The 17878-nt window shown below is 71.6% G+C and carries 19 protein-coding genes; 9 read left to right on the top strand and 10 right to left on the bottom strand.

The window, feature by feature from the left end:
- Nucleotides 1–130: 130 nt before the first annotated feature.
- On the bottom strand, nt 131–1576 hold the full coding sequence (locus tag J2X46_RS15425) for an aminotransferase class V-fold PLP-dependent enzyme (protein ID WP_310252028.1): 1446 nt from the start codon (nt 1574–1576) through the stop codon (nt 131–133).
- 97 nt (nt 1577–1673) lie between these two features.
- Here J2X46_RS15425 and J2X46_RS15420 point away from each other — a divergent pair, with 97 nt between their 5' ends.
- Nucleotides 1674–1964 (top strand): YiaA/YiaB family inner membrane protein, encoded by a 291-nt coding sequence (locus J2X46_RS15420; protein WP_310252027.1) that lies wholly within the window; start codon nt 1674–1676, stop codon nt 1962–1964.
- A gap of 56 nt (nt 1965–2020) precedes the next feature.
- Here the strand turns inward: J2X46_RS15420 and J2X46_RS15415 are convergent, their stop codons facing one another.
- The gene (locus J2X46_RS15415; protein WP_310252023.1) at nt 2021–3235 is read right to left on the bottom strand and encodes an acyl-CoA dehydrogenase family protein; all 1215 of its coding nucleotides are present in this window, start codon (nt 3233–3235) and stop codon (nt 2021–2023) included.
- Nucleotides 3235–4596 carry an acyl-CoA dehydrogenase family protein gene (locus J2X46_RS15410; protein WP_310252021.1) on the bottom strand — a complete coding sequence of 454 codons (1362 nt, stop codon included), beginning with the start codon at nt 4594–4596 and terminating at the stop codon, nt 3235–3237. Before J2X46_RS15410 ends, J2X46_RS15415 begins: the two co-directional genes overlap by 1 nt.
- Nucleotides 4597–4684: 88 nt before the next feature.
- Between J2X46_RS15410 and def the strand changes: the two genes are divergently transcribed.
- Nucleotides 4685–5293 (top strand): peptide deformylase, encoded by a 609-nt coding sequence (def, locus tag J2X46_RS15405; protein WP_310252019.1) that lies wholly within the window; start codon nt 4685–4687, stop codon nt 5291–5293.
- Entirely contained in the window at nt 5290–6081 is a 792-nt protein-coding gene (locus J2X46_RS15400; protein WP_310252017.1) for a TrmH family RNA methyltransferase, read from the top strand. Before def ends, J2X46_RS15400 begins: the two co-directional genes overlap by 4 nt.
- A 66-nt stretch (nt 6082–6147) precedes the next feature.
- On the opposite strand, the gene J2X46_RS15395 is transcribed toward J2X46_RS15400, so the two are convergent.
- Nucleotides 6148–6951 carry an RNA methyltransferase gene (locus tag J2X46_RS15395; protein WP_310252015.1) on the bottom strand — a complete coding sequence of 268 codons (804 nt, stop codon included), beginning with the start codon at nt 6949–6951 and terminating at the stop codon, nt 6148–6150.
- Nucleotides 6944–8197 carry a uroporphyrinogen-III C-methyltransferase gene (gene cobA / locus J2X46_RS15390; protein WP_310252014.1) on the bottom strand — a complete coding sequence of 418 codons (1254 nt, stop codon included), beginning with the start codon at nt 8195–8197 and terminating at the stop codon, nt 6944–6946. The genes J2X46_RS15395 and cobA overlap by 8 nt, the downstream gene beginning before the upstream one ends.
- Nucleotides 8198–8247: 50 nt before the next feature.
- On the opposite strand from cobA, the gene J2X46_RS15385 reads away from it, so the two are divergent.
- The 5 genes from J2X46_RS15385 (at nt 8248) to J2X46_RS15365 (ending at nt 12257) form a co-directional block, all read left to right on the top strand.
- A complete protein-coding gene (locus J2X46_RS15385; RefSeq protein ID WP_310252013.1) occupies nt 8248–8769 on the top strand; it encodes a YbhB/YbcL family Raf kinase inhibitor-like protein in 522 nt (173 codons plus the stop codon).
- A gap of 310 nt (nt 8770–9079) precedes the next feature.
- On the top strand, nt 9080–9577 hold the full coding sequence (locus tag J2X46_RS15380) for a CAP domain-containing protein (protein WP_310252011.1): 498 nt from the start codon (nt 9080–9082) through the stop codon (nt 9575–9577).
- 117 nt (nt 9578–9694) lie between these two features.
- On the top strand, nt 9695–10492 hold the full coding sequence (locus tag J2X46_RS15375; RefSeq protein ID WP_310252010.1) for an ABC-2 family transporter protein: 798 nt from the start codon (nt 9695–9697) through the stop codon (nt 10490–10492).
- Nucleotides 10485–11294 carry an ABC-2 family transporter protein gene (locus J2X46_RS15370; RefSeq protein ID WP_310252008.1) on the top strand — a complete coding sequence of 270 codons (810 nt, stop codon included), beginning with the start codon at nt 10485–10487 and terminating at the stop codon, nt 11292–11294. The genes J2X46_RS15375 and J2X46_RS15370 overlap by 8 nt, the downstream gene beginning before the upstream one ends.
- A 3-nt stretch (nt 11295–11297) precedes the next feature.
- Nucleotides 11298–12257, top strand: coding sequence for an ATP-binding cassette domain-containing protein (locus J2X46_RS15365; RefSeq protein ID WP_310252006.1), 960 nt, complete (start codon nt 11298–11300; stop codon nt 12255–12257).
- Nucleotides 12258–12261: 4 nt separating this feature from the next.
- Here the strand turns inward: J2X46_RS15365 and J2X46_RS15360 are convergent, their stop codons facing one another.
- Entirely contained in the window at nt 12262–13413 is a 1152-nt protein-coding gene (locus J2X46_RS15360; RefSeq protein ID WP_310252004.1) for a PP2C family protein-serine/threonine phosphatase, read from the bottom strand.
- 128 nt (nt 13414–13541) lie between these two features.
- Here J2X46_RS15360 and J2X46_RS15355 point away from each other — a divergent pair, with 128 nt between their 5' ends.
- On the top strand, nt 13542–14576 hold the full coding sequence (locus J2X46_RS15355; RefSeq protein WP_310252002.1) for an alpha/beta hydrolase: 1035 nt from the start codon (nt 13542–13544) through the stop codon (nt 14574–14576).
- Here J2X46_RS15355 and J2X46_RS15350 read toward each other — a convergent pair.
- From J2X46_RS15350 to J2X46_RS15335, 4 genes are read right to left on the bottom strand one after another with little or no spacing between them, the layout of a single operon-like run.
- Nucleotides 14520–15281 (bottom strand): sulfite exporter TauE/SafE family protein, encoded by a 762-nt coding sequence (locus J2X46_RS15350; RefSeq protein ID WP_310252000.1) that lies wholly within the window; start codon nt 15279–15281, stop codon nt 14520–14522. The genes J2X46_RS15355 and J2X46_RS15350 overlap by 57 nt on opposite strands.
- A gap of 25 nt (nt 15282–15306) precedes the next feature.
- A complete protein-coding gene (locus J2X46_RS15345) occupies nt 15307–16464 on the bottom strand; it encodes an SPFH domain-containing protein (RefSeq protein WP_310251998.1) in 1158 nt (385 codons plus the stop codon).
- A gap of 51 nt (nt 16465–16515) precedes the next feature.
- Nucleotides 16516–16977, bottom strand: coding sequence for an NfeD family protein (locus J2X46_RS15340; protein ID WP_310251996.1), 462 nt, complete (start codon nt 16975–16977; stop codon nt 16516–16518).
- 23 nt (nt 16978–17000) lie between these two features.
- Nucleotides 17001–17801 (bottom strand): ABC transporter ATP-binding protein, encoded by an 801-nt coding sequence (locus J2X46_RS15335; RefSeq protein ID WP_310251994.1) that lies wholly within the window; start codon nt 17799–17801, stop codon nt 17001–17003.
- Between the last annotated feature and the right edge of the window lie 77 nt (nt 17802–17878).

Raw genomic sequence — 17878 nt, 5'->3', positions numbered from 1 at the left:
CGCGGCCGCAGCCCGCAGCGCGAACAGGTCGAGGTCCTCCTGGGCGTCGATGAACCTCGCGCCCGCCGTCGCCTCCCGGATGGAGGGCCATTGCAAGGGCGGTGGATCGCGCCGACACCCAGGATCGGGATCAAGCGGCAGCCGCCTCCTGCAGCGCGCGCCACGTGCGGTCGACGTCGGCCCGGGTCGTGCGCCAGCTGCCGACCGCGACCCGGATGGCCGCTCGGCCGTTGACCGTCGTGTGCGAGAGGTAGGCCTCGCCCGAGGCGTTGACCGCCTCCATCGCAGCCAGCGTCTGGTCGTCGCCGGCCCGCAGGCGGAAGACCACGAGCGACAGGGACGGCTCGGTGACCATCTCGAAGCGGTCGTCGGCGCGCACCAGGTCGGCCACGTGCTCCGCCAGCGCGACGCCGCTGCGCACGTGCGCACGGAGCCCGTTGAGGCCGTAGGTCCGCAGCACGGCCCAGAGCTTGATCGCGCGGAACCGGCGACCGAGCTGCGGGTGCCAGTCGCGGTAGTCGACGACCTCGCCGGACTCGGTCGCGGCGTTGCGGAGGTACTCCGGGAGGATCGAGAGGGCGCCCGTCAGCGCCGACCGGTCGCGCACCCAGAAGGTGCTGCAGTCGAAGGTCGTCAGCAGCCACTTGTGCGGGTTGGTGACGAACGAGTCGGCAGCCTCCACCCCGGCGAGGTGGTCGCGGTGCTCGGGGCAGACCGCCGCGACCCCGGCCCAGGCGGCGTCGACGTGGAGCCAGACGCCCCACTCGCGCACGACCTCCGCGACGGCCGCGACATCGTCCATCGCGCCGGTCGAGGTGCTGCCCGCCGCCACGTGGACCATGACCGGCCGGAGACCCGCCTCGACGTCCTCGACGACCGCGTCGCGCAGCGCGTCGACGTCCATCGCCTGGGTGGCAGGGTCGACCTCGATCGTGCGGACCGCCTGCTCGCCGACGCCGGCCATCATCGCGGCCTTCACCAGCGACGAGTGGGCCTGCGTGGAGCCGTAGACGCGCCAGCCCTGGTCGCCGACGCCGTGCACCCGCGCGTCTCCCCCGCTGGCGCGGTGCAGCGCGGAGAGCAGCGCGGTGAAGGTCGCGGTCGAGGCCGTGTCCTGGATGACGCCGCCGCCCGGGCCGTCGCTGCGGAACGCCTCCGGCAGCCCCAGCGCCTCGGCGAACCAGTCCATGACGACCTGCTCGACCTCGGTCACCGCCGGGCTGGTCGCCCAGATCATCCCCTGCGCGCCGATCCCGCTGGAGAGGAGGTCGCCGAGGATGGCGGCCGGCGAGGAGTTGGCCGGGAAGTAAGCGAAGAACCGCGGGTGCTGCCAGTGCGTCAGCCCGGGTACGACGATGCGGTCGAGGTCGGCCAGCACGGCGTCGAACGGCTCGCCGTCCTCCGGTGCCGACGCGGGAAGCTGTCGTCGTACGTCACCGGGGGCGACCTGAGCACGCACGGGCAGGTCGTCGAGGGAGGCCCAGTAGTCGGCGATCCAGTCGATGGCGGCATGGCCCTGACGGCGGAACTCCTCCGGCGACATGTGGGCGGGCTGGTCGGGCGTCGGGTCGAGCATGGCCCGAACGTACCGGTGCAGGTGGAGTGCTCGTACTCAGGAGCGATCGGGTAGTTCGGCAGATTCCCGCAGGCGTTGCGCGGAGCACGCTTCTGCCATGCCTACCAAGACCGACTCCGCCGCCAAGAACACCACCGCCTTCGCCGCCCAGGCCGCGATCTCCTTCGGCGCCTCGCTCTTCGCGATGCTGGTCGCCGTCTACTTCATGGAGGCCGACCCGTGGATCAAGGGCTTCATGGCCCTCGGCACCCTCTACCTGGTGACCTCCACCTTCACGCTCGCCAAGGTCGTGCGCGACATGCAGGAGGACAACACCACGATCAACCGCCTCGACGCCGCCCGCCTCGAGAAGATCCTCGCCCAGCACGACCCCTACAAGTCCGCCTGACCACGAAGCCCGAAAGCCCCTCCCGGAGATGTCCGGGAGGGGCTTTCGTGCGTCTGTCAGCGCAGCTCGGAGCTGGTCAGCCCGAGGATCCGGCGGGCCACGATCAGCTGCTGGATCTGCTGGGTGCCCTCGAAGATGTCGAGGATCTTGGAGTCGCGGGCCCACTTCTCCAGCAGCTCGGCCTCGCTGTAGCCCAGCGTGCCGCACAGCTGGACGCACGACAGCGTCACGTCGGAGCCGACGCGGCCGGCCTTGGCCTTGGCCATCGAGGCCTCGAGCGAGTTGGGCTTGCGGTTGTCGGCCATCCACGCCGCCTGCATCATCAGCAGCTTTGCGCCCTCCCAGTCGGCCTCGAGCTGGAGGAACTTCGCGGCGGCCGCGCTCTGCGACTGCGCCGGCTTGTCGTAGTCGATGACCACGCCCGCCTGCTCGAGCAGGTCGCGGGTGAGGTCGAGCGACGCGCGGGCGCAGCCGACGGCCATGCCGGCGACCAGCGGGCGTGTGTTGTCGAAGGTCGCCATCGCGCCGCCGAAGCCCGACTTGGTGTCGATCTCGGGTGAGCCGAGCAGGTCCTCGGCCGGCACCCGGCAGTCGGTGAAGGTGATCACCGCGGTGTCGGACGCGCGGATGCCGAGCTTGTGCTCGAGCCGCTCCACCTTGAGGCCGGGGTTGTCCTTGCGGACCAGGAACGACTTGATCGCCGCCCGGCCCTGCGCCTTGTCGAGGGTGGCCCACACGACCACGCTGTCGGCGCGGTCGCCGGAGGTGACGAAGATCTTCTCGCCGTTGAGGACGTACTCGTCGCCGTCCAGCACCGCGGTCGTGGTGATGTTGGCGGAGTCGGAGCCCGTGCCGGGCTCGGTGATCGCCATCGCGGCCCACGTGCCGGCGTAGCGGGCGAGCTGCTCCTCGTTGGCCACCGAGGCGATGGCGGAGTTGCCCAGGCCCTGGCGCGGCATCGACAGCAGCAGCGCCGTGTCGCCCCAGCACATCTCGGCGATCGAGAGGGCGGAGGCCAGGTTGGCCCCGTTGCGCACCCGGTCGGAGTCGCCGGGCTTCTCGTCACGTCGTACGCCACCGGCTCCGGCGCCGCCGCTGGCACCGGTCTCGCTCACGCCGTCGATCAGCGCGGCGAGCATGTCGAGCTCCTTGGGGTACTCGTGCTCGGCGCGGTCGTACTTGCGCGAGATCGGGCGCAGCATGTTCATCGCCAGCTGGTGGGCCTGGTCGATGAGCGCGGCCTGCTTCTTCGGGGTCTCGAGGTTGATCATCAGACAATCACCGCGCCTTCCATCACGCCGACGGCCCGCAGGTCGCGGTACCACCGTTCGACCGGGTGCTCCTTCACGAAGCCGTGCCCGCCGAGCAGCTGGACGCCGTCGAGGCCGATCTTCATGCCCTTCTCCGTGCAGAGCTGGCGGGCCAGGCCCACCTCGCGGGCGAAGTCCTTGCCGCGGGTGGCGCGCGAGGCGGCCTTCCACGTCAGCAGCCGCATCGCCTGCAGCTCGATCGCGATGTCGGCGACCATGAAGGCGACCGACTGCCGGTGGCTGACCGGCTCGCCGAAGGCCTGCCGCTCGTTGACGTAGTCCTTGACGTAGTCGAGCACTGCCTGGCCCGTGCCCACTGCAAGGGCGCACCACGCGAGGCGCGAGAGGCGTACGCACTCAGTGTAGGCCGTGCCGTCGGTGTCGCCGAGCAGCGCGTCGGCCCCGACGCGTACGCCGGTGAGGTGCAGGCGGGCGAGTGCGGCGGCCCGGACGCCCATCGACGGGTCGGCCTCGACCTCGAGGCCGTCGGTGCCCGCCTCGACGAGGAAGAGCGCCGGAGTGCCGTCGAGCATCGCTGCGACCACGAAGAGCTCGGCCTCGGCTCCGCGGACGACCGCGGACTTCACGCCGTCGAGGACGAACCCGTCACCGTCGCGCAGCGCGGTGGTGGCGAGCGTGAACGGGTCGAAGAGCACCGTCGGCTCCGCGATCGTCAGGGCGGCGACCGGGACGTCGTTGCCGGTGAACGCGGGGAGGTAGGTCTGCTGCTGGGCCTCGGTGCCCCAGAGGCCGATCGCGGTGGCGACCGCTCCGGGCGCGAGGGCGGCGACGGCCAGGCCCATGTCGCCCTTGGCGAGGGCCTCGGCGACGAGGGTGCCGGCCATGGCCGAGCGCTCCTCCATGATGCCGCCGAGCGACTCCGGCACCCCGAGGCCGGGCAGCCCGACCTCCTGGGCCGCCTCGAGCACCTCGGCCGGCGCGGCGCATGCCTCGTTGGCCTCGGCGGCTGCCGGTCGGAGCACCTCGCTGGCCAGCTCCTCGACGACGTCGACGAGCATCTGCTCGTCCTCGGTCGGGGTCAGGTCGAACAGGCCGCGCGATTCGGCGCTGGCCGGTCGCTCGCCCGCGGTGCGCCGGCCGGCCCGGGCGAAGGTGCGGCCCGCGACGGTGGCCGCGCGGAATCCGTTGCGCGTGGTCGAGTAGACGACCTGCTCGGTCTGCCGGCGCAGCCCGACGCGGTCGATCAGGTCGCTCTGCGCCAGCCGGTTGACGGCGGCGACGGCGAGGCCGATGGGGTCGCGGGTCTCCCGGGAGGACAACCCGTTGCGACCGCCCGGCCGGAGGCTGTTCATGATGGACATGACCAAACTGTAACTCTGAGTTACACCTTTGGCCAGAGGTCGCCCCGTGGTGCCGGTCACGACTCACCTCCTCGCTAGGATCCACCGCATGCCCGACGAGCAGACCGACGCCCAGCCAGACGCCCGGGCGCCGCACGGCCCACTCCCCGAGGGTGGCACGGTGCGCCCGATCACGCGGTGGGGCACGCCCGTCATGCACGCGCCGCAACAGCTCGTGACGTCGTACGACGACGCCCTCGCGACGCTCGCCGCCGACATGGTGGCCACCATGTACGCCGCCGACGGGGTCGGCCTCGCCGCCTGCCAGATCGGCGAGGACGTGGCGATGTTCGTCTTCGACTGCCCCGACGACGAGGGCGTGCGCACCGTCGGACTGGTGTGCAACCCCGTGCTGACGCTGCCCGAGGGCAAGGACCGGCACCTCGAGGACGACGACGAGGGCTGCCTCTCCTTCCCGGGCTCGTTCGAGCCCTGCGCCCGTCCCGACTGGGCGCGGGTCGACGGCACCGGGCTCGACGGGGAGCCGGTGAGCTTCGAGGGCGACGGGCTGCTCGCCCGGTGTCTCCAGCACGAGACCGACCACACCCTCGGCACCGTCTTCGGCGACCGGCTCTCGGCCAAGTCGCGCAAGCGGCTGGCCAAGAAGCACGACGCCGCGGCCGAGGACTACCCGCTCACCTGGCCCGCCGAGGCATGAACGATCTCCGGATCACCCGCGAGAACGCCCGCTTCCAGCAGTGGGAGGCGCTCCTGACCAACAGGTCCAAGCGCCACCGCAACCGCGAGTTCCTCGTGCAGGGCGTCCGCCCGATCACCCGCGCGATCGAGGAGGGGTGGACCGTCCGCGCCCTCCTGCGCGCCGACGGTGTGACGTCGTCCTGGTCCGACGCACTGTGGTTCACCACCCACGCCGAGCGGGTCGTCCTCTCCCCCGACCTGCACGCCCGGCTCAGCGGCAAGGACGGCGCCGAGCTCGTCGCCGTCGTCGAGCTGCCGGACGACGGGGTCGCGCGGCTGGCCGACTCCGCGCGGCCACACGGCCCGGTCGTCGTGTTCGACCGGCCCACCAGCCCCGGCAACATCGGCACCCTCGCCCGCTCGGCCGACGCGTTCGGCGCGTCCGCACTGGTCGTCACCGGCCACGCGGCCGACCCGTACGACCCGCAGGCCGTCCGCGCCAGCACCGGTTCGCTCTTCGCGCTGACCGTGCTGCGGGTGCCCGGCCACGGCCCGGTCGTGGAGTGGGCCCACGCCAACGGCTACCGCATCGTCGGCACCGACGAGCACGGCACCGGGCTGTCCGACGCGACCCTCGACGGGCGACTCGTCATCGTGGTCGGCAACGAGACGCACGGCATCTCCTCGGGCTGGCGGGCGGCGTGCGACGAGGTCGTCAGCATCTCGATGGTGGGCACTGCCTCCTCGCTCAACGCCGCGGTCGCCGGGTCGATCGTGCTCCACGAGGCGCTGCGCCGGCGCGGCTGACGTACGTGTTGCGATGCGATCGCCCGGACGCTCACATCGCAACACGTCCCATCGGGACGACCCCGATCAGCGGCGGGCGGCGGCGTAGCAGGCGACCGCGGTGGCCGCGGCGACGTTGAGGGAGTCGATGCCGGCTCGCATCGGGATGATCGCGCGGCGGTCGGCAGAGGCCTCCCAGCGCGGGGACAGCCCGTGGCCCTCCGAGCCGAGGACCAGGGCGAGGCGCTCGACCCCGGCCACGGCGTCCTCGATCGGGACCGAGTCGGACGACAGGGTGAGGGCGACCGTGGTGAACCCACGGCGGGAGAGGTCCGGGAGGGCGTCGTACCAGTCGGGCAGGCGGGTCCACGGCGTGCTGAAGACGGCGCCCATGCCGACCTTGATCGAGCGGCGGTAGAGCGGGTCGGCGCACCGCGGGGCCAGGAGCACGGCGTCGAAGCCCAGGGCCGCGCCGGAGCGGAAGATCGCCCCGACGTTGGTGTGGTCCACCAGGTCCTCCAGCACGAGCACGGAGCGGGCTCCCTCGAGCACGTCCTCCACCGGCGGGAGCGGGCGGCGGTGCAGCGACGCCAGCGCACCACGGTGCACGTGGAAGCCGGTCACCTGCTCGATCAGCTCCTCGGACAGGACGTAGCAGGGGCCGCCGCTCGTGGCGAGCACGTCGCCGAGGCCCTCGAGCCACCGCGGCGCCATCAGGAAGGAGCGGGCCTCGTAGCCGCCCTCGACCGCACGGCGGACGACCTTCTCCCCCTCGGCGAGGAAGAGGCCGTGCTCGGCCTCGAGGGTCTTGCGGAGCTCGACGTCGCGCAGGTCGCGGTAGTCGGCGAGGCGCGGGTCGTCGGGGTCGGAGAGGTCGACGCGCTCAGCCACGCGCCGGCCCGCGATCGGCGTAGTGCTCGGGGCGCGCCACGGCGACCACGTCGCCGATGACGATGATCGCCGGCGGCACCACCTTGTGGGCGGCCAGGTCGTCGGCCAGCGACCCGAGCGTCGAGAGCACGGTCCGCTCGGTCGGCATCGTGCCGTCGACGATCACGCCCACGGGCGTGGAGGTGGGCCGTCCGCCCGCGACGAGCGCCTCGGCGATCTTCGGAGCGTTGTCGACCGCCATCAGCAGCACGACGGTGCCGCGCATCCGCGCGACCGCGTCCCACGCGACCAGCGAGTCGGGGTGGCCGGGCGGGATGTGGCCGGAGATCACGGTGAACTCGTGCGCCACGCCGCGGTGCGTCACCGGGATGCCGACGCGTGCGGGGACGGCGATCGCCGAGGTGAGGCCGGGTACGACGGTGACCGGCACGTCAGCGGCCGCGCAGGCGAGCAGCTCCTCGTAGCCCCGGCCGAAGACGAAGTTGTCGCCGCCCTTGAACCGTACGACGCGCTTGCCGGCGCGGGCCCGGTCGACGATCACCTCGTTGATGTAGTCCTGCGACGCCGAGCGGCCGCGCGGGAGCTTGGCGACGTCGATCAGCTCGACGTGCGGGCCGAGCTCGTCGAGGAGCTCGCGCGGGGCCAGCCGGTCGGCCACGACCACGTCGGCCGAGGCGAGCGCGTGGCGGGCGGCGACGGTGACGAGCTCCGGCTCGCCGGGTCCGCCGCCGACGAGCACCACTCCCGGGGTGCGGTCGAGGGCGTCGGAGGCGGTGAGGTGACCGTCGCGCAGGGCGGTGACGATGTCGTCGCGCAGGGCCGCGGACTTCCGCGGCTCGCGGTTGCCGAGCACACCCACCGTCACGCTGCCGTGGTGGCCGACGGCGGGGGTCCATGCCGTGCCGCCGAGGGCGTCGTCGGCGCGCACGCAGAAGGTGTGGCGCGCCTCGGCCGCCGCGACCACGCGCGCGTTCACGCAGGGGTCGTCGGTCGCCGCGACGACGTACCAGGCACCGTCGAGGTCGGTCTCGGTGAAGTCGCGCAGCACGAGGGTCAGCTCACCGGCCAGGCCCTCGAGGGCCGGGGTCACCTCGGGGCTCACCAGCGTGACGGCCGCTCCCGCGCCCAGGAACGAGGGCACCCGGCGCTGGGCGACGTGCCCACCGCCGACGACGACCACCTTCCGGCCGGTGAGCACCAGCCCCGCCAGGTAGGGATGGGCCGCCGGGGAGCTGTGGTCGGTCATTGGCTCATTGTCCCTACCCCCGGTGTGGTCCCGATCGCTAGGTTCGAGGAATGAGCATCGAGCGACCCGTCAGCCCGAACCCCTACGACTACCTCCCGGTGACCGCGTCCTTCACCGTCACCAGTGACGATGTGACCGACGGTGCGCCGCTCAAGGACGACCAGGTGGCCGACAAGGGCAACACCTCGCCCCAGCTGAGCTGGTCGGGTGCGCCCGAGGGCACGCAGTCCTTCGTCATCACGTGCTTCGACCCCGACGCCCCGACGCCGAGCGGCTTCTGGCACTGGTGCCTGGTCGACGTCCCGGCGGACGTCACCTCCCTCGACACCGGGGCCGCGTCCGGCGACCTGCCGGGCAACGCCTTCCACGTCCGCAACGACGGCGGCGAGGCCGGCTTCATGGGCGCTGCGCCGCCGGAGGGCGACCAGCCGCACCGCTACTTCTTCGTCGTGCACGCCGTGCAGGACGCCACCCTCGGTGTCGACGACTCCGCGTCCAACGCGGTCGTCTCCTTCAACCTCGCGTTCAAGACGCTCGGTCGCGCGATCATCCACGGCACCTACCAGCACTGAGCCCCGCCGCCCGGACAGGGCGGCGCAGGCCCCGGAAGGCCCCTCTGGTCCGGACCCCTCGCGGTCCAGACCAGAGGGGCCTTCTTTCGTCATTCCGCTCATGCGGCCTCGCCCGAACCGTTTTCATTCCTCCAGACGGTTGTCGGGTGCTTTCGCGACGAAAGTTGACGAAGCGTGCGGCGAGTCGTCCTCGGACGCTCCACAAATAGCCGAACAGCACACCTTCGTCGTACTATCAAGTGAGAATCTTCAAAGATTCCATCAAGATTCGCACTGACCCCCGACCGCGGATCTTCCCTGGAGGAACCCCGTGCAGCACCGACTTCTCTCTCTCCTGGCCACCCTCGGCGTCGCCGTAGCGGTGCTGGTCGCCGTGCCCGTCAGCGCCCAGGCCGCCCCGCAGGCCGTGCGCAGCGCCAAGGCGCCCGCGTCGATGAACGGCCTCGAGGACCGGCTCCTGACCGAGATCAACCAGGCGCGTTCCGCCAACGGTCTGGAGGCGATCCGCAGCGTCGACGCCTGCACCGACCGGCTCGCCGAGCAGTGGGGCCAGCGCATCGCCCGCACCGGCCTGTTCGAGCACCGTGACCAGAACGAGGTCATCGAGAAGTGTGACAACTCCTGGGCCGGCGAGACCCTCGTCCGCGGCTCGGGCCTGACGCCCGCCGCGATGGTCCAGCTGTGGCTCGACTCCCCCGGCCACCGCGCCATCCTGCTCAGCCCGCGCGCCCGCCGCGCCGGCATCGCCATCACCCGCGACCCCCAGGGCCGGATGATCGGCGTGGTCAACATGGTGCGCCACCGCTGACCCACCACTGACCCCGCCCCTCCTCGACGACGAGGTGCGCCGCACCCACCAGGTGTGAGACGATCCCCGGCCCCCTTCGTGGGTGGGCCGGGGATCGTCGCGTTGAGGGGGAAGCGGATGCTGCACGTCGCCATCGCGACCCGTGCCTTCCGCCGCTACTCCACCTACCGGGCCGCGACGTTGTCGGGGATCTTCACCAACTCGGTCTTCGGCGTCATCTACTCCTACGCCTACCTCGCGCTCTGGGACGCCAACCCCACGGCCGGCGGGTACGACGCCCAGGACGCGGTGACCTACGTCTGGCTCGGCCAGGCGCTGCTGATGACCATCGCGCTGTGGGGCGGCGGCACCACCGACGACCTCGCCGAGCGGATCCGCACGGGAGACGTGGCCATCGACCTCTACCGTCCCGTCGGGCTCGTCGGCTGGTACCTCGCCAGCGACCTCGGGCGCGCGGCGTTCCACCTGGTCACCCGCGGCTTCGGACCGACGATCATCGGCTTGCTCGTCTTCGGCATCGCACTGCCGCCGTCGGTGGTGGCTGCACTGGCCTTCGCCGTCTCGCTGGTGCTGGCGGTCGTGGTGAGCTTCGCGATCCGCTTCCTCGTCGCGAGCACGGCCTTCTGGCTGCTCGACCAGTCGGGCGTGAAGGTGATGAGCGGCGCCTTCGCGATCTTCTTCAGCGGGATGATGCTGCCGCTGGTGCTGTTCCCCGGCTGGCTCGGCACCCTCGCGCAGGCCCTGCCGTGGGCGTCGTACGTCCAGGTGCCGGCCGACATCTGGCTCGGCAAGCACACCGGTGCCGACCTCGCCGGCGCGCTCGGCTTCCAGGTGCTGTGGGCGGTCGTGCTGCTCGCCGCGTGCCAGGTGGTGCTGCGGCTGGCCACCCGCAAGGTGGTGGTCCAGGGTGGCTGAGGCCGCGGCACGACACCTGCGCACCTACGGCCAGATCGCGTGGCTCTGGATCCGCGCTGCCTGGCAGTACCCGACGTCGTTCGTGCTGCTCGCCGTCGGCAACGGCCTCATCACCGGCCTGGACTTCGTCGGCCTCTGGATCATGTTCGCGCACCTGCGCGACCTCGCCGGCTTCACCCTGCACGAGGTGGCCCTGCTCTACGGCAGCGCGTCCCTGGCCCTGGCCGTCGCCGACACCGCGATCGGCAGCGTCGAGCGGATCGGCACCTACATCCGCACCGGACGGCTCGACCAGATGATGACCAAGCCGGTGCCGCTGCTCGTGCAGGTGTGCGCCGACCAGTTCACGCTCCGCCGGCTCGGCCGGCTGACCCAGGCCGCGGTGGTGTTCGGGTGGGCGTGCACCTTCGTGGACTGGACACCGCTGCGGGTGCTGGTCGCCCTCTCGATGCTGGTCAGCGGCGCGCTCGTGTTCTTCGGGCTCTTCGTCGGCTTCAGCTGCATCCAGTTCTGGACCACCGACGCCACGGAGTTCGCCAACGCCTTCACCTACGGCGGCGCGACCGTCACGCAGTACCCGCTCAGCATCTTCCCGCGCGAGGTGCTGGTCGGACTGACCTTCGTGATCCCCGTCGCCTTCGTGAACTGGTACCCCTGCCTCTACCTCCTCGGGCGCACCGACCCCTTCGGCACGCCCGACGCCTTCCAGTTCGCCTCGCCGCTCGCCGGCGTCCTGACCATGGCGGTCGCGCTGCTGGTCTGGCGCACCGGCGTCCGCCACTACACTTCGACCGGGAGCTGAGCGATGCCTCCACTCATCGACGTGCACGACCTCGAGCGCACCTTCGACGTACGACGGCGCGTGGAGGGCCGCCGTCGCCGCTCGCGCGAGCAGGTGCGTGCCGTCCACGCCCTCACCTTCTCCGTCGAGCCCGGCGAGATGGTCGGCTACATCGGCCCGAACGGCGCCGGGAAGTCCACGACCATCAAGATGCTCACGGGCATCCTCGTTCCCACCGGCGGGCACGTCCGGGTGGCCGGCCTCGACCCCAGCCGTGACCGGGTCGCGCTGGCGCGGCGCATCGGCGTCGTCTTCGGCCAGCGCTCGACGCTGTGGTGGGACCTGCCGCTGCGCGACTCCTTCGAGCTGCTGCAGAAGATGTACCGCATCCCCGAGGACCGCTACCGCGCGAACCTCGACCGCTTCGTCGACCTGCTCGACCTCGGCGCCCAGCTCGACACCCCCGTGCGCCAGCTCAGCCTCGGCCAGCGGATGCGCGGCGACATCACCGCAGCCCTGCTCCACGATCCGGAGGTGGTCTACCTCGACGAGCCCACCATCGGCCTCGACGTGGTCAGCAAGGGCCGGCTGCGCGAGTTCCTCCGCGCGCTCAACGCCGAGCGCGGCACCACCCTGCTGCTGACCACCCACGACCTCCAGGACATCGAGGCGTTGTGCGACCGGGTGATCGTGATCGACCACGGCACGTCGGTGTACGACGGCTCGCTGGCCGGGCTGCACGCCCAGGGCGGCTCGACCCGCACGCTGGTCGTCGACCTCGTCGACGAGGCCGACCCGATCGTCGTGCCCGGTGCGACGGTGCGCAAGGTCGAGGGCCCACGGCAGTGGCTGTCGTTCCCGACCGAGGCCAGCGCCGCCCCGATCGTCGCCGCGGTCGCAGCGTCGTACGACGTCGCGGACCTGTCCGTGCAGGAGCCCGACATCGAGGACGTCATCCGCGACCTCTACTCCCGCGGCGCCTGAGGAGTCAGTAGCCGAGGCCGGTGCGGCCGTCGGAGTCGCGCTCGGGCGAGGTGAGCGGCAGCCGCTCGAGGAGCAGCAGGGCACGGTCGTCGTCGCCGCGCGGGACCTTCTTGAGCACCCGCTTGGGCATGCCGGAGAAGCCCCGCGCATCAACGGCCTGGAGGGCCTGGTCGCGCAGCCAGTCGATGCCGTCGTCGAGGTCGCGGTCGGAGGTCTCGATGACGCCGTCGGTGTAGAACATCAGCGCCTCGCCCGGCTGCAGGCGTCCGCGGCTCGGCGAGAAGTCGGCCTCGGCGATGACGCCCAGCGCCATGCCGCGGGCGTTGTCGACCGTCCAGCCGCGCTGGCCGAGGTGCCAGTGGAGCGCCGGCGGGTGTCCCGCGCTGGTGATCGTGTAGTCGCCGGTCACCAGGTCGACCTTGAGGTGCACAGCAGTCGCCAGCGACTCGTCGGACTCCTGCCGCAGCAGGAAGTGGTTGGCCGCCGCCATCAGCTCCCCGGGCGGCAGCGCACCGATGAGCCCACCGAGCGCGCCGGCGAACTGCAGCGCCTGCGGGCCGACCGACGTGCCCTTGCCGCAGACGTCGACCAGGGCCATCTCCAGCCAGCGCCCGTCGCGCAGGTCCGCGACGAGGAAGTCGCCGGCGTAGCTGGGTCCGTTGGCGGTGATCGTCGCGGACTGCGAGCGCCAGCCGACCGGAAGGGGAGGTACGACGCCCTGCCGCTGCAGGCGGTCGCGGAGCTGGGTGAGGACCGCCTCGCTGAGCGCCATCGGGAGCCCCGAGCGCTGCTTGCTGGACTGGTAGAGCACCAGCACCGCTCCGAGGGAGAGGATCAGCAGGCCCAGGACGGCCCGCTCCCCCACCAGGCCGGACTCGACCGAGCTCCACACCGCGGCGGCGACGACGCAGGGGGTCAGGACGAGCAGCGGTCCGAAGCGCAGCAGCATCACGCCGAGCATGAGGTAGAGGAACCACAGCGTCACCGGGACCGAGGTCCCGGCCAGCACCACCGGCACCAACGAGAGCGCGACGAGACCGATGAGCAGGCCCAACAGGAACATCTGGCTCCCGCGGGAGCCCGTGCGCCAGCCGTCGACGCGCTGCTGGACGTACGAGGAGAACCCTCGCACCATGGTCCCCCGCGCGCTCGACACCGGCCAAGATTAGAGCCGGCCCCGTGACGCACGAGGCCTAATGGGGAAACTGTTACTCGGCCGTGAACGACGTCACTCCACGCGTGGTAGTGCGCTCCCGACGGGGTTTCGCTGGATAGTCTCGAGGCATGTCGCTGGTTCCCCTCCAGGCCGATCTCCTCGGGCCTGACTACCGGGTCGAGACCTTCTCCCTGCCGCCCGACGACGAGGGCCCGGTGGTCGCCACCCTCGTCACCCTGGACCCGAAGGAGCCCAACGGCCGGGCGGTCCTGCACGTCCACGGGTTCGCCGACTACTTCTTCCACACCGAGTACGCCCAGTGGTGGGCCGACCGCGGCTACGTCTTCTACGCGATCGACCTCCGCAAGTACGGCCGGTCGCTGCGCGAGCACCAGACGGCCAACTACGTCGCCGACCTCCGCGAGTACTTCGGCGAGATCGACCTCGCCTGGTGGCGCATCACCCAGCGCGACGGACACCGCGACGTGGTCGTGTCCGGGCACTCGACCGGTGGACTGACGGTGTCGCTCTGGGCCCACGAGCGGCAGCCCGCGGAGCTCCAGGCGATGGTGCTGAACTCGCCGTGGTTCGACATGCAGGGCTCGGCCTGGCTGCGCAGCCCGGCCACCCGCGTGGCGCTCGAGCGGATCGGCAGCAGCCGACCCATGCAGGAGATCCCGCGCAAGATCAGTGGCGTCTACGGCCGCACGCTCCACCGCGACCACGGAGGCGAGTGGGACTACGACCTGGACTGGAAGCCGCTGGAGTCACGCCCGGTCTACGTCGGCTGGCTGCGTGCCGTACGTCGTGGGCACGCGCAGCTGCACGCTGGCCTTGACGTCGCCTGCCCGACCCTCGTGCTGTCGTCGGCCCGCTCGGCCTTCGGCGACGACCTCGGCGACGACGCCTTCACCCACGACATCGTGCTCGACGTGGAGCAGATCCGCCGCTGGGCGTCCTCGGTCGGGCGCCACGTCACCTCGATCGCGGTCGACGGCGCGATGCACGACGTGGTGCTGTCGCGACCCTCGGCACGCGCCCGGGCGTACGCCGCGCTCGAGGTCTGGCACGACGCCTGGGTCGTGCCCCGCCCGGACGCGTCGGGGTCAGACCAGCAGGGCGACGAGGGCCACGACGCCGACGACGGCGATCACGGCGCGTAGCAGGGGCGGCGGCAGCCGGCGACCCACGGTCGCACCGAGCTGGCCGCCCACGACCGAGCCGAGCGCGATCAGCCCGGCCACCAGCCAGTCGACGTCGGCGACGGCGATGAAGACGAGCGCCGCGATCGCGTTGACGAGCAGGGCGAGGACGTTCTTGGTGGCGGTGTGCCGCTGCATCGAGTCGACCACCCCGATGCCGAGGATCGCCATCAGCAGCACGCCCTGCGCGGCGCCGAAGTAGCCGCCGTACACACCGGCGAGGGCGACCGCGGGCCACACCCACCACACCCCGTGGTCGGGGATGCCGCCGCGCAGCTCGGCACGCGCCGCCACGCCTCGCTGGATGCGCGGCCCGAAGACCACCAGCAGCACGCCCAGCGCGATCAGCGCCGGGACGATCGCGTCGAAGGCCGACGAGGGCAACCACAACAGGAGCAGGGCACCGATCGTGCCGCCGAGGAGCGAGGCGACGCCCAGCCGGAGCACGCGGCCGCGCTGGCCCTCGAGCTCGCGGCGGTAGCCCACGACGCCCGACAGGCTGCCCGGCACCAGGCCGACGGTGTTGCTGACGTTGGCCGTCACCGGAGGCACTCCGAACGCCAGCAGGGTCGGGAACGTGATCAACGTCCCCGACCCCACCACGGTGTTGATGGTGCCGGCCGCCACTCCTGCGAGGGTGACCATCACCATCTCGACTGGACTCATGCGACCGGACTCTGCCCGACCGGGCTCACTGGCCGGCAGGCGCCCCCGGGTCGAGCGGGTCGGCCGGCCCCTCCGGGGTGCCGGCGGACGGGTCGGCGGACGGGCCGGCGGCCGGGAGCGACTTGCCCGGGTTGGCCGCGCTCTCCGCCTCCGCGATCGCCTGCTGCACGGCCTGGCTGGTGGCCCGCGTCTCCGGGTCGTCGGACCCGTGCGGGAGCAGCGGCTCGGAAGACCCCATGTCCACCCGCGTGCGCGGCGTGGCGTCCTTCGGGATGCCGGCGATCTCGTGGATCGAGGAGCCGAGGCCCTCCATCGCCTTGGTGATCTCGGAGGGGATGACCCACACCTTGTTGGCGCTGCCCTCGGCGATCTTCGGCATCATCTGGAGGTACTGGTAGGCCAGCAGGGACTGGTCGGGCTGACCGTCGTGGATGGCCTGGAAGACCGTTTGGATGGCCTGCCCCTCACCCTGGGCCCGGAGGATCGCGGCCTCGCGGTCGGCCTGGGCACGGAGGATGAGCGACTCACGGTCACCTTCGGCGTTCAGGATCGAGGACTGCTTGTTGCCCTCCGCGGTGAGGATCGCGGACTGGCGCTGGCCCTCGGCGGTGAGGATGAGGGCACGCTTGTCGCGGTCGGCGCGCATCTGCTTCTCCATCGCGTCCTTGATGGACGGCGGCGGGTCGATGCCCTTGATCTCGACACGGTTGACGCGGATGCCCCACTTGCCGGTCGCCTCGTCGAGCACGCCGCGCAGGCCGCTGTTGATCTCGTCGCGGCTGGTGAGCGTCTGCTCGAGGTCCATGCCACCGACGATGTTGCGCAGCGTGGTCATGGTGAGCTGCTCGACGGCCTGGATGTAGTTGGCGATCTCGTAGGTCGCGGTCACCGGGTCGGTCACCTGGAAGTAGATGACGGTGTCGATCGAGACGACGAGGTTGTCCTCGGTGATCACCGGCTGGGGCGGGAAGCTCACGACCTGCTCGCGCAGGTCGATGAGGTAGCGCACCTTGTCGATGAACGGCACGACGATGTTGAGTCCTGCGGGCAGCGTCCCCTTGTACTTGCCGAAGCGCTCGACGATGGCCGCACGCGCCTGGGGCACGATCCGGACCGTCTTGGCGAGCATGACGACGACGAACAGGACGACGAGCAGGAACAGGACCAGCAGTGCTGTGCCCATGGTTTCCCCCGATCTTCTGTGGTGCTGGGTGGTGGTGCGGGTCTGGGTGGCTCAGGGCTCGAGCGTGGCCACGGGGTGGACGTAGGCCGTCGCGCCCTTGATCTGGAGGATCTCCACGGTCTCGCCCGGGGCGATCCTCAGGTTCTCGTCGTACGGCAGCGCGGTCCAGATCTCGCCCCCGGCCTTGATCCGCCCGGCCGCGAGCCCGGTGATCTCCTCGGTGACGAGTCCGCGGGTGCCGACCAGCTTGCCGTGGCCGAGCGCGAGCTCGGGGCCGCTGTGCAGGCGCTTGACGAACGCGGGGCGGACCAGCGAGAGCATCGCGACCGACGCGGCGAGCGCGGCGATGACCTGGACGGCGACCGGCAGGCCGATGATGGCGGCGAGCATGCCGACCACGGCACCGGCCGCGAGCATGGCGAGGATCAGGTCGAGGCTGAACATCTCGGCCACGCCGAGGACGATCGACAGCGCCAGCCAGCTCTCCCACAGGTGGTCGCGGATCCAGTCCATGACCAGACCCTATCCAGTCGGTGCTACTGGAAACGCTGAGGCGGGCGGCGACGCGCGGCGAAGCGGTCGTCGGCCCTGCTGAGCAGCAGCGGCATGCCGAAGGTCTCCGACAATGTCTCCTCCGTGACGACGTCGTCGACCGGCCCTGCGTCGACCACCCGGCCCCCGCGCAGCAGCAGCGCGTGGGTGAAGCCGGGCGGGATCTCCTCGACGTGGTGGGAGACCAGGACCGTGGCCGGGGAGTCGGGGTCGAGGGCCAGCTCGGAGAGCGTCGCGACGAGGTCCTCGCGTCCGCCGAGGTCGAGCCCGGCGGCCGGCTCGTCGAGGAGCAGGAGCTCCGGGTCGGTCATCAGCGCGCGGGCGATCTGCACCCGCTTGCGCTCGCCCTCGCTGAGGGTGCCGAAGGTGCGCTCGAGCAGGTGGCTCGCGCCGACCTCGCCCAGCAGCTCGGCCGCGCGGTCGTGGTCGAGGGTGGCGTACTCCTCGCGCCACCGGCCCACGACTCCGTAGGACGCCGACACCACGACGTCCTTGACCAGCTCGGAGCGCGGGATCCGGTCGGCGAGCGCGGCGCTGGTGAGGCCGATGCGCGGGCGGAGCTCGAAGACGTCGGTCGTGCCGAGCACCTCGTCGAGGATCCCGGCGACCCCGGAGGTCGGGTGCAGCTGGGCGCCGACGACCTGGAGCAACGTGGTCTTGCCGGCCCCGTTGGGGCCGAGCACGACCCAGCGCTCGTCCTCCTCCACCAGCCAGCTCACCTCGTCGAGGAGTAGCGTCCGGCCACGGCGCACCGTGACCCCCGCGAGCTCGATGACGGCGACCATGGTCGTCACCCTATCCAGCAGCGGCCACGCGCCCGGAGCCAACACGTCGACGCGCGACCGACGAGTAGCCTCGCCCC

It is taken from the genome of Nocardioides sp. BE266 (assembly GCF_031457855.1).
Lineage (GTDB): Bacteria > Actinomycetota > Actinomycetes > Propionibacteriales > Nocardioidaceae > Nocardioides.
The sequence above is the reverse complement of the archived record's forward strand: the minus strand, read 5'-3'. Positions and strand labels throughout refer to the sequence as shown.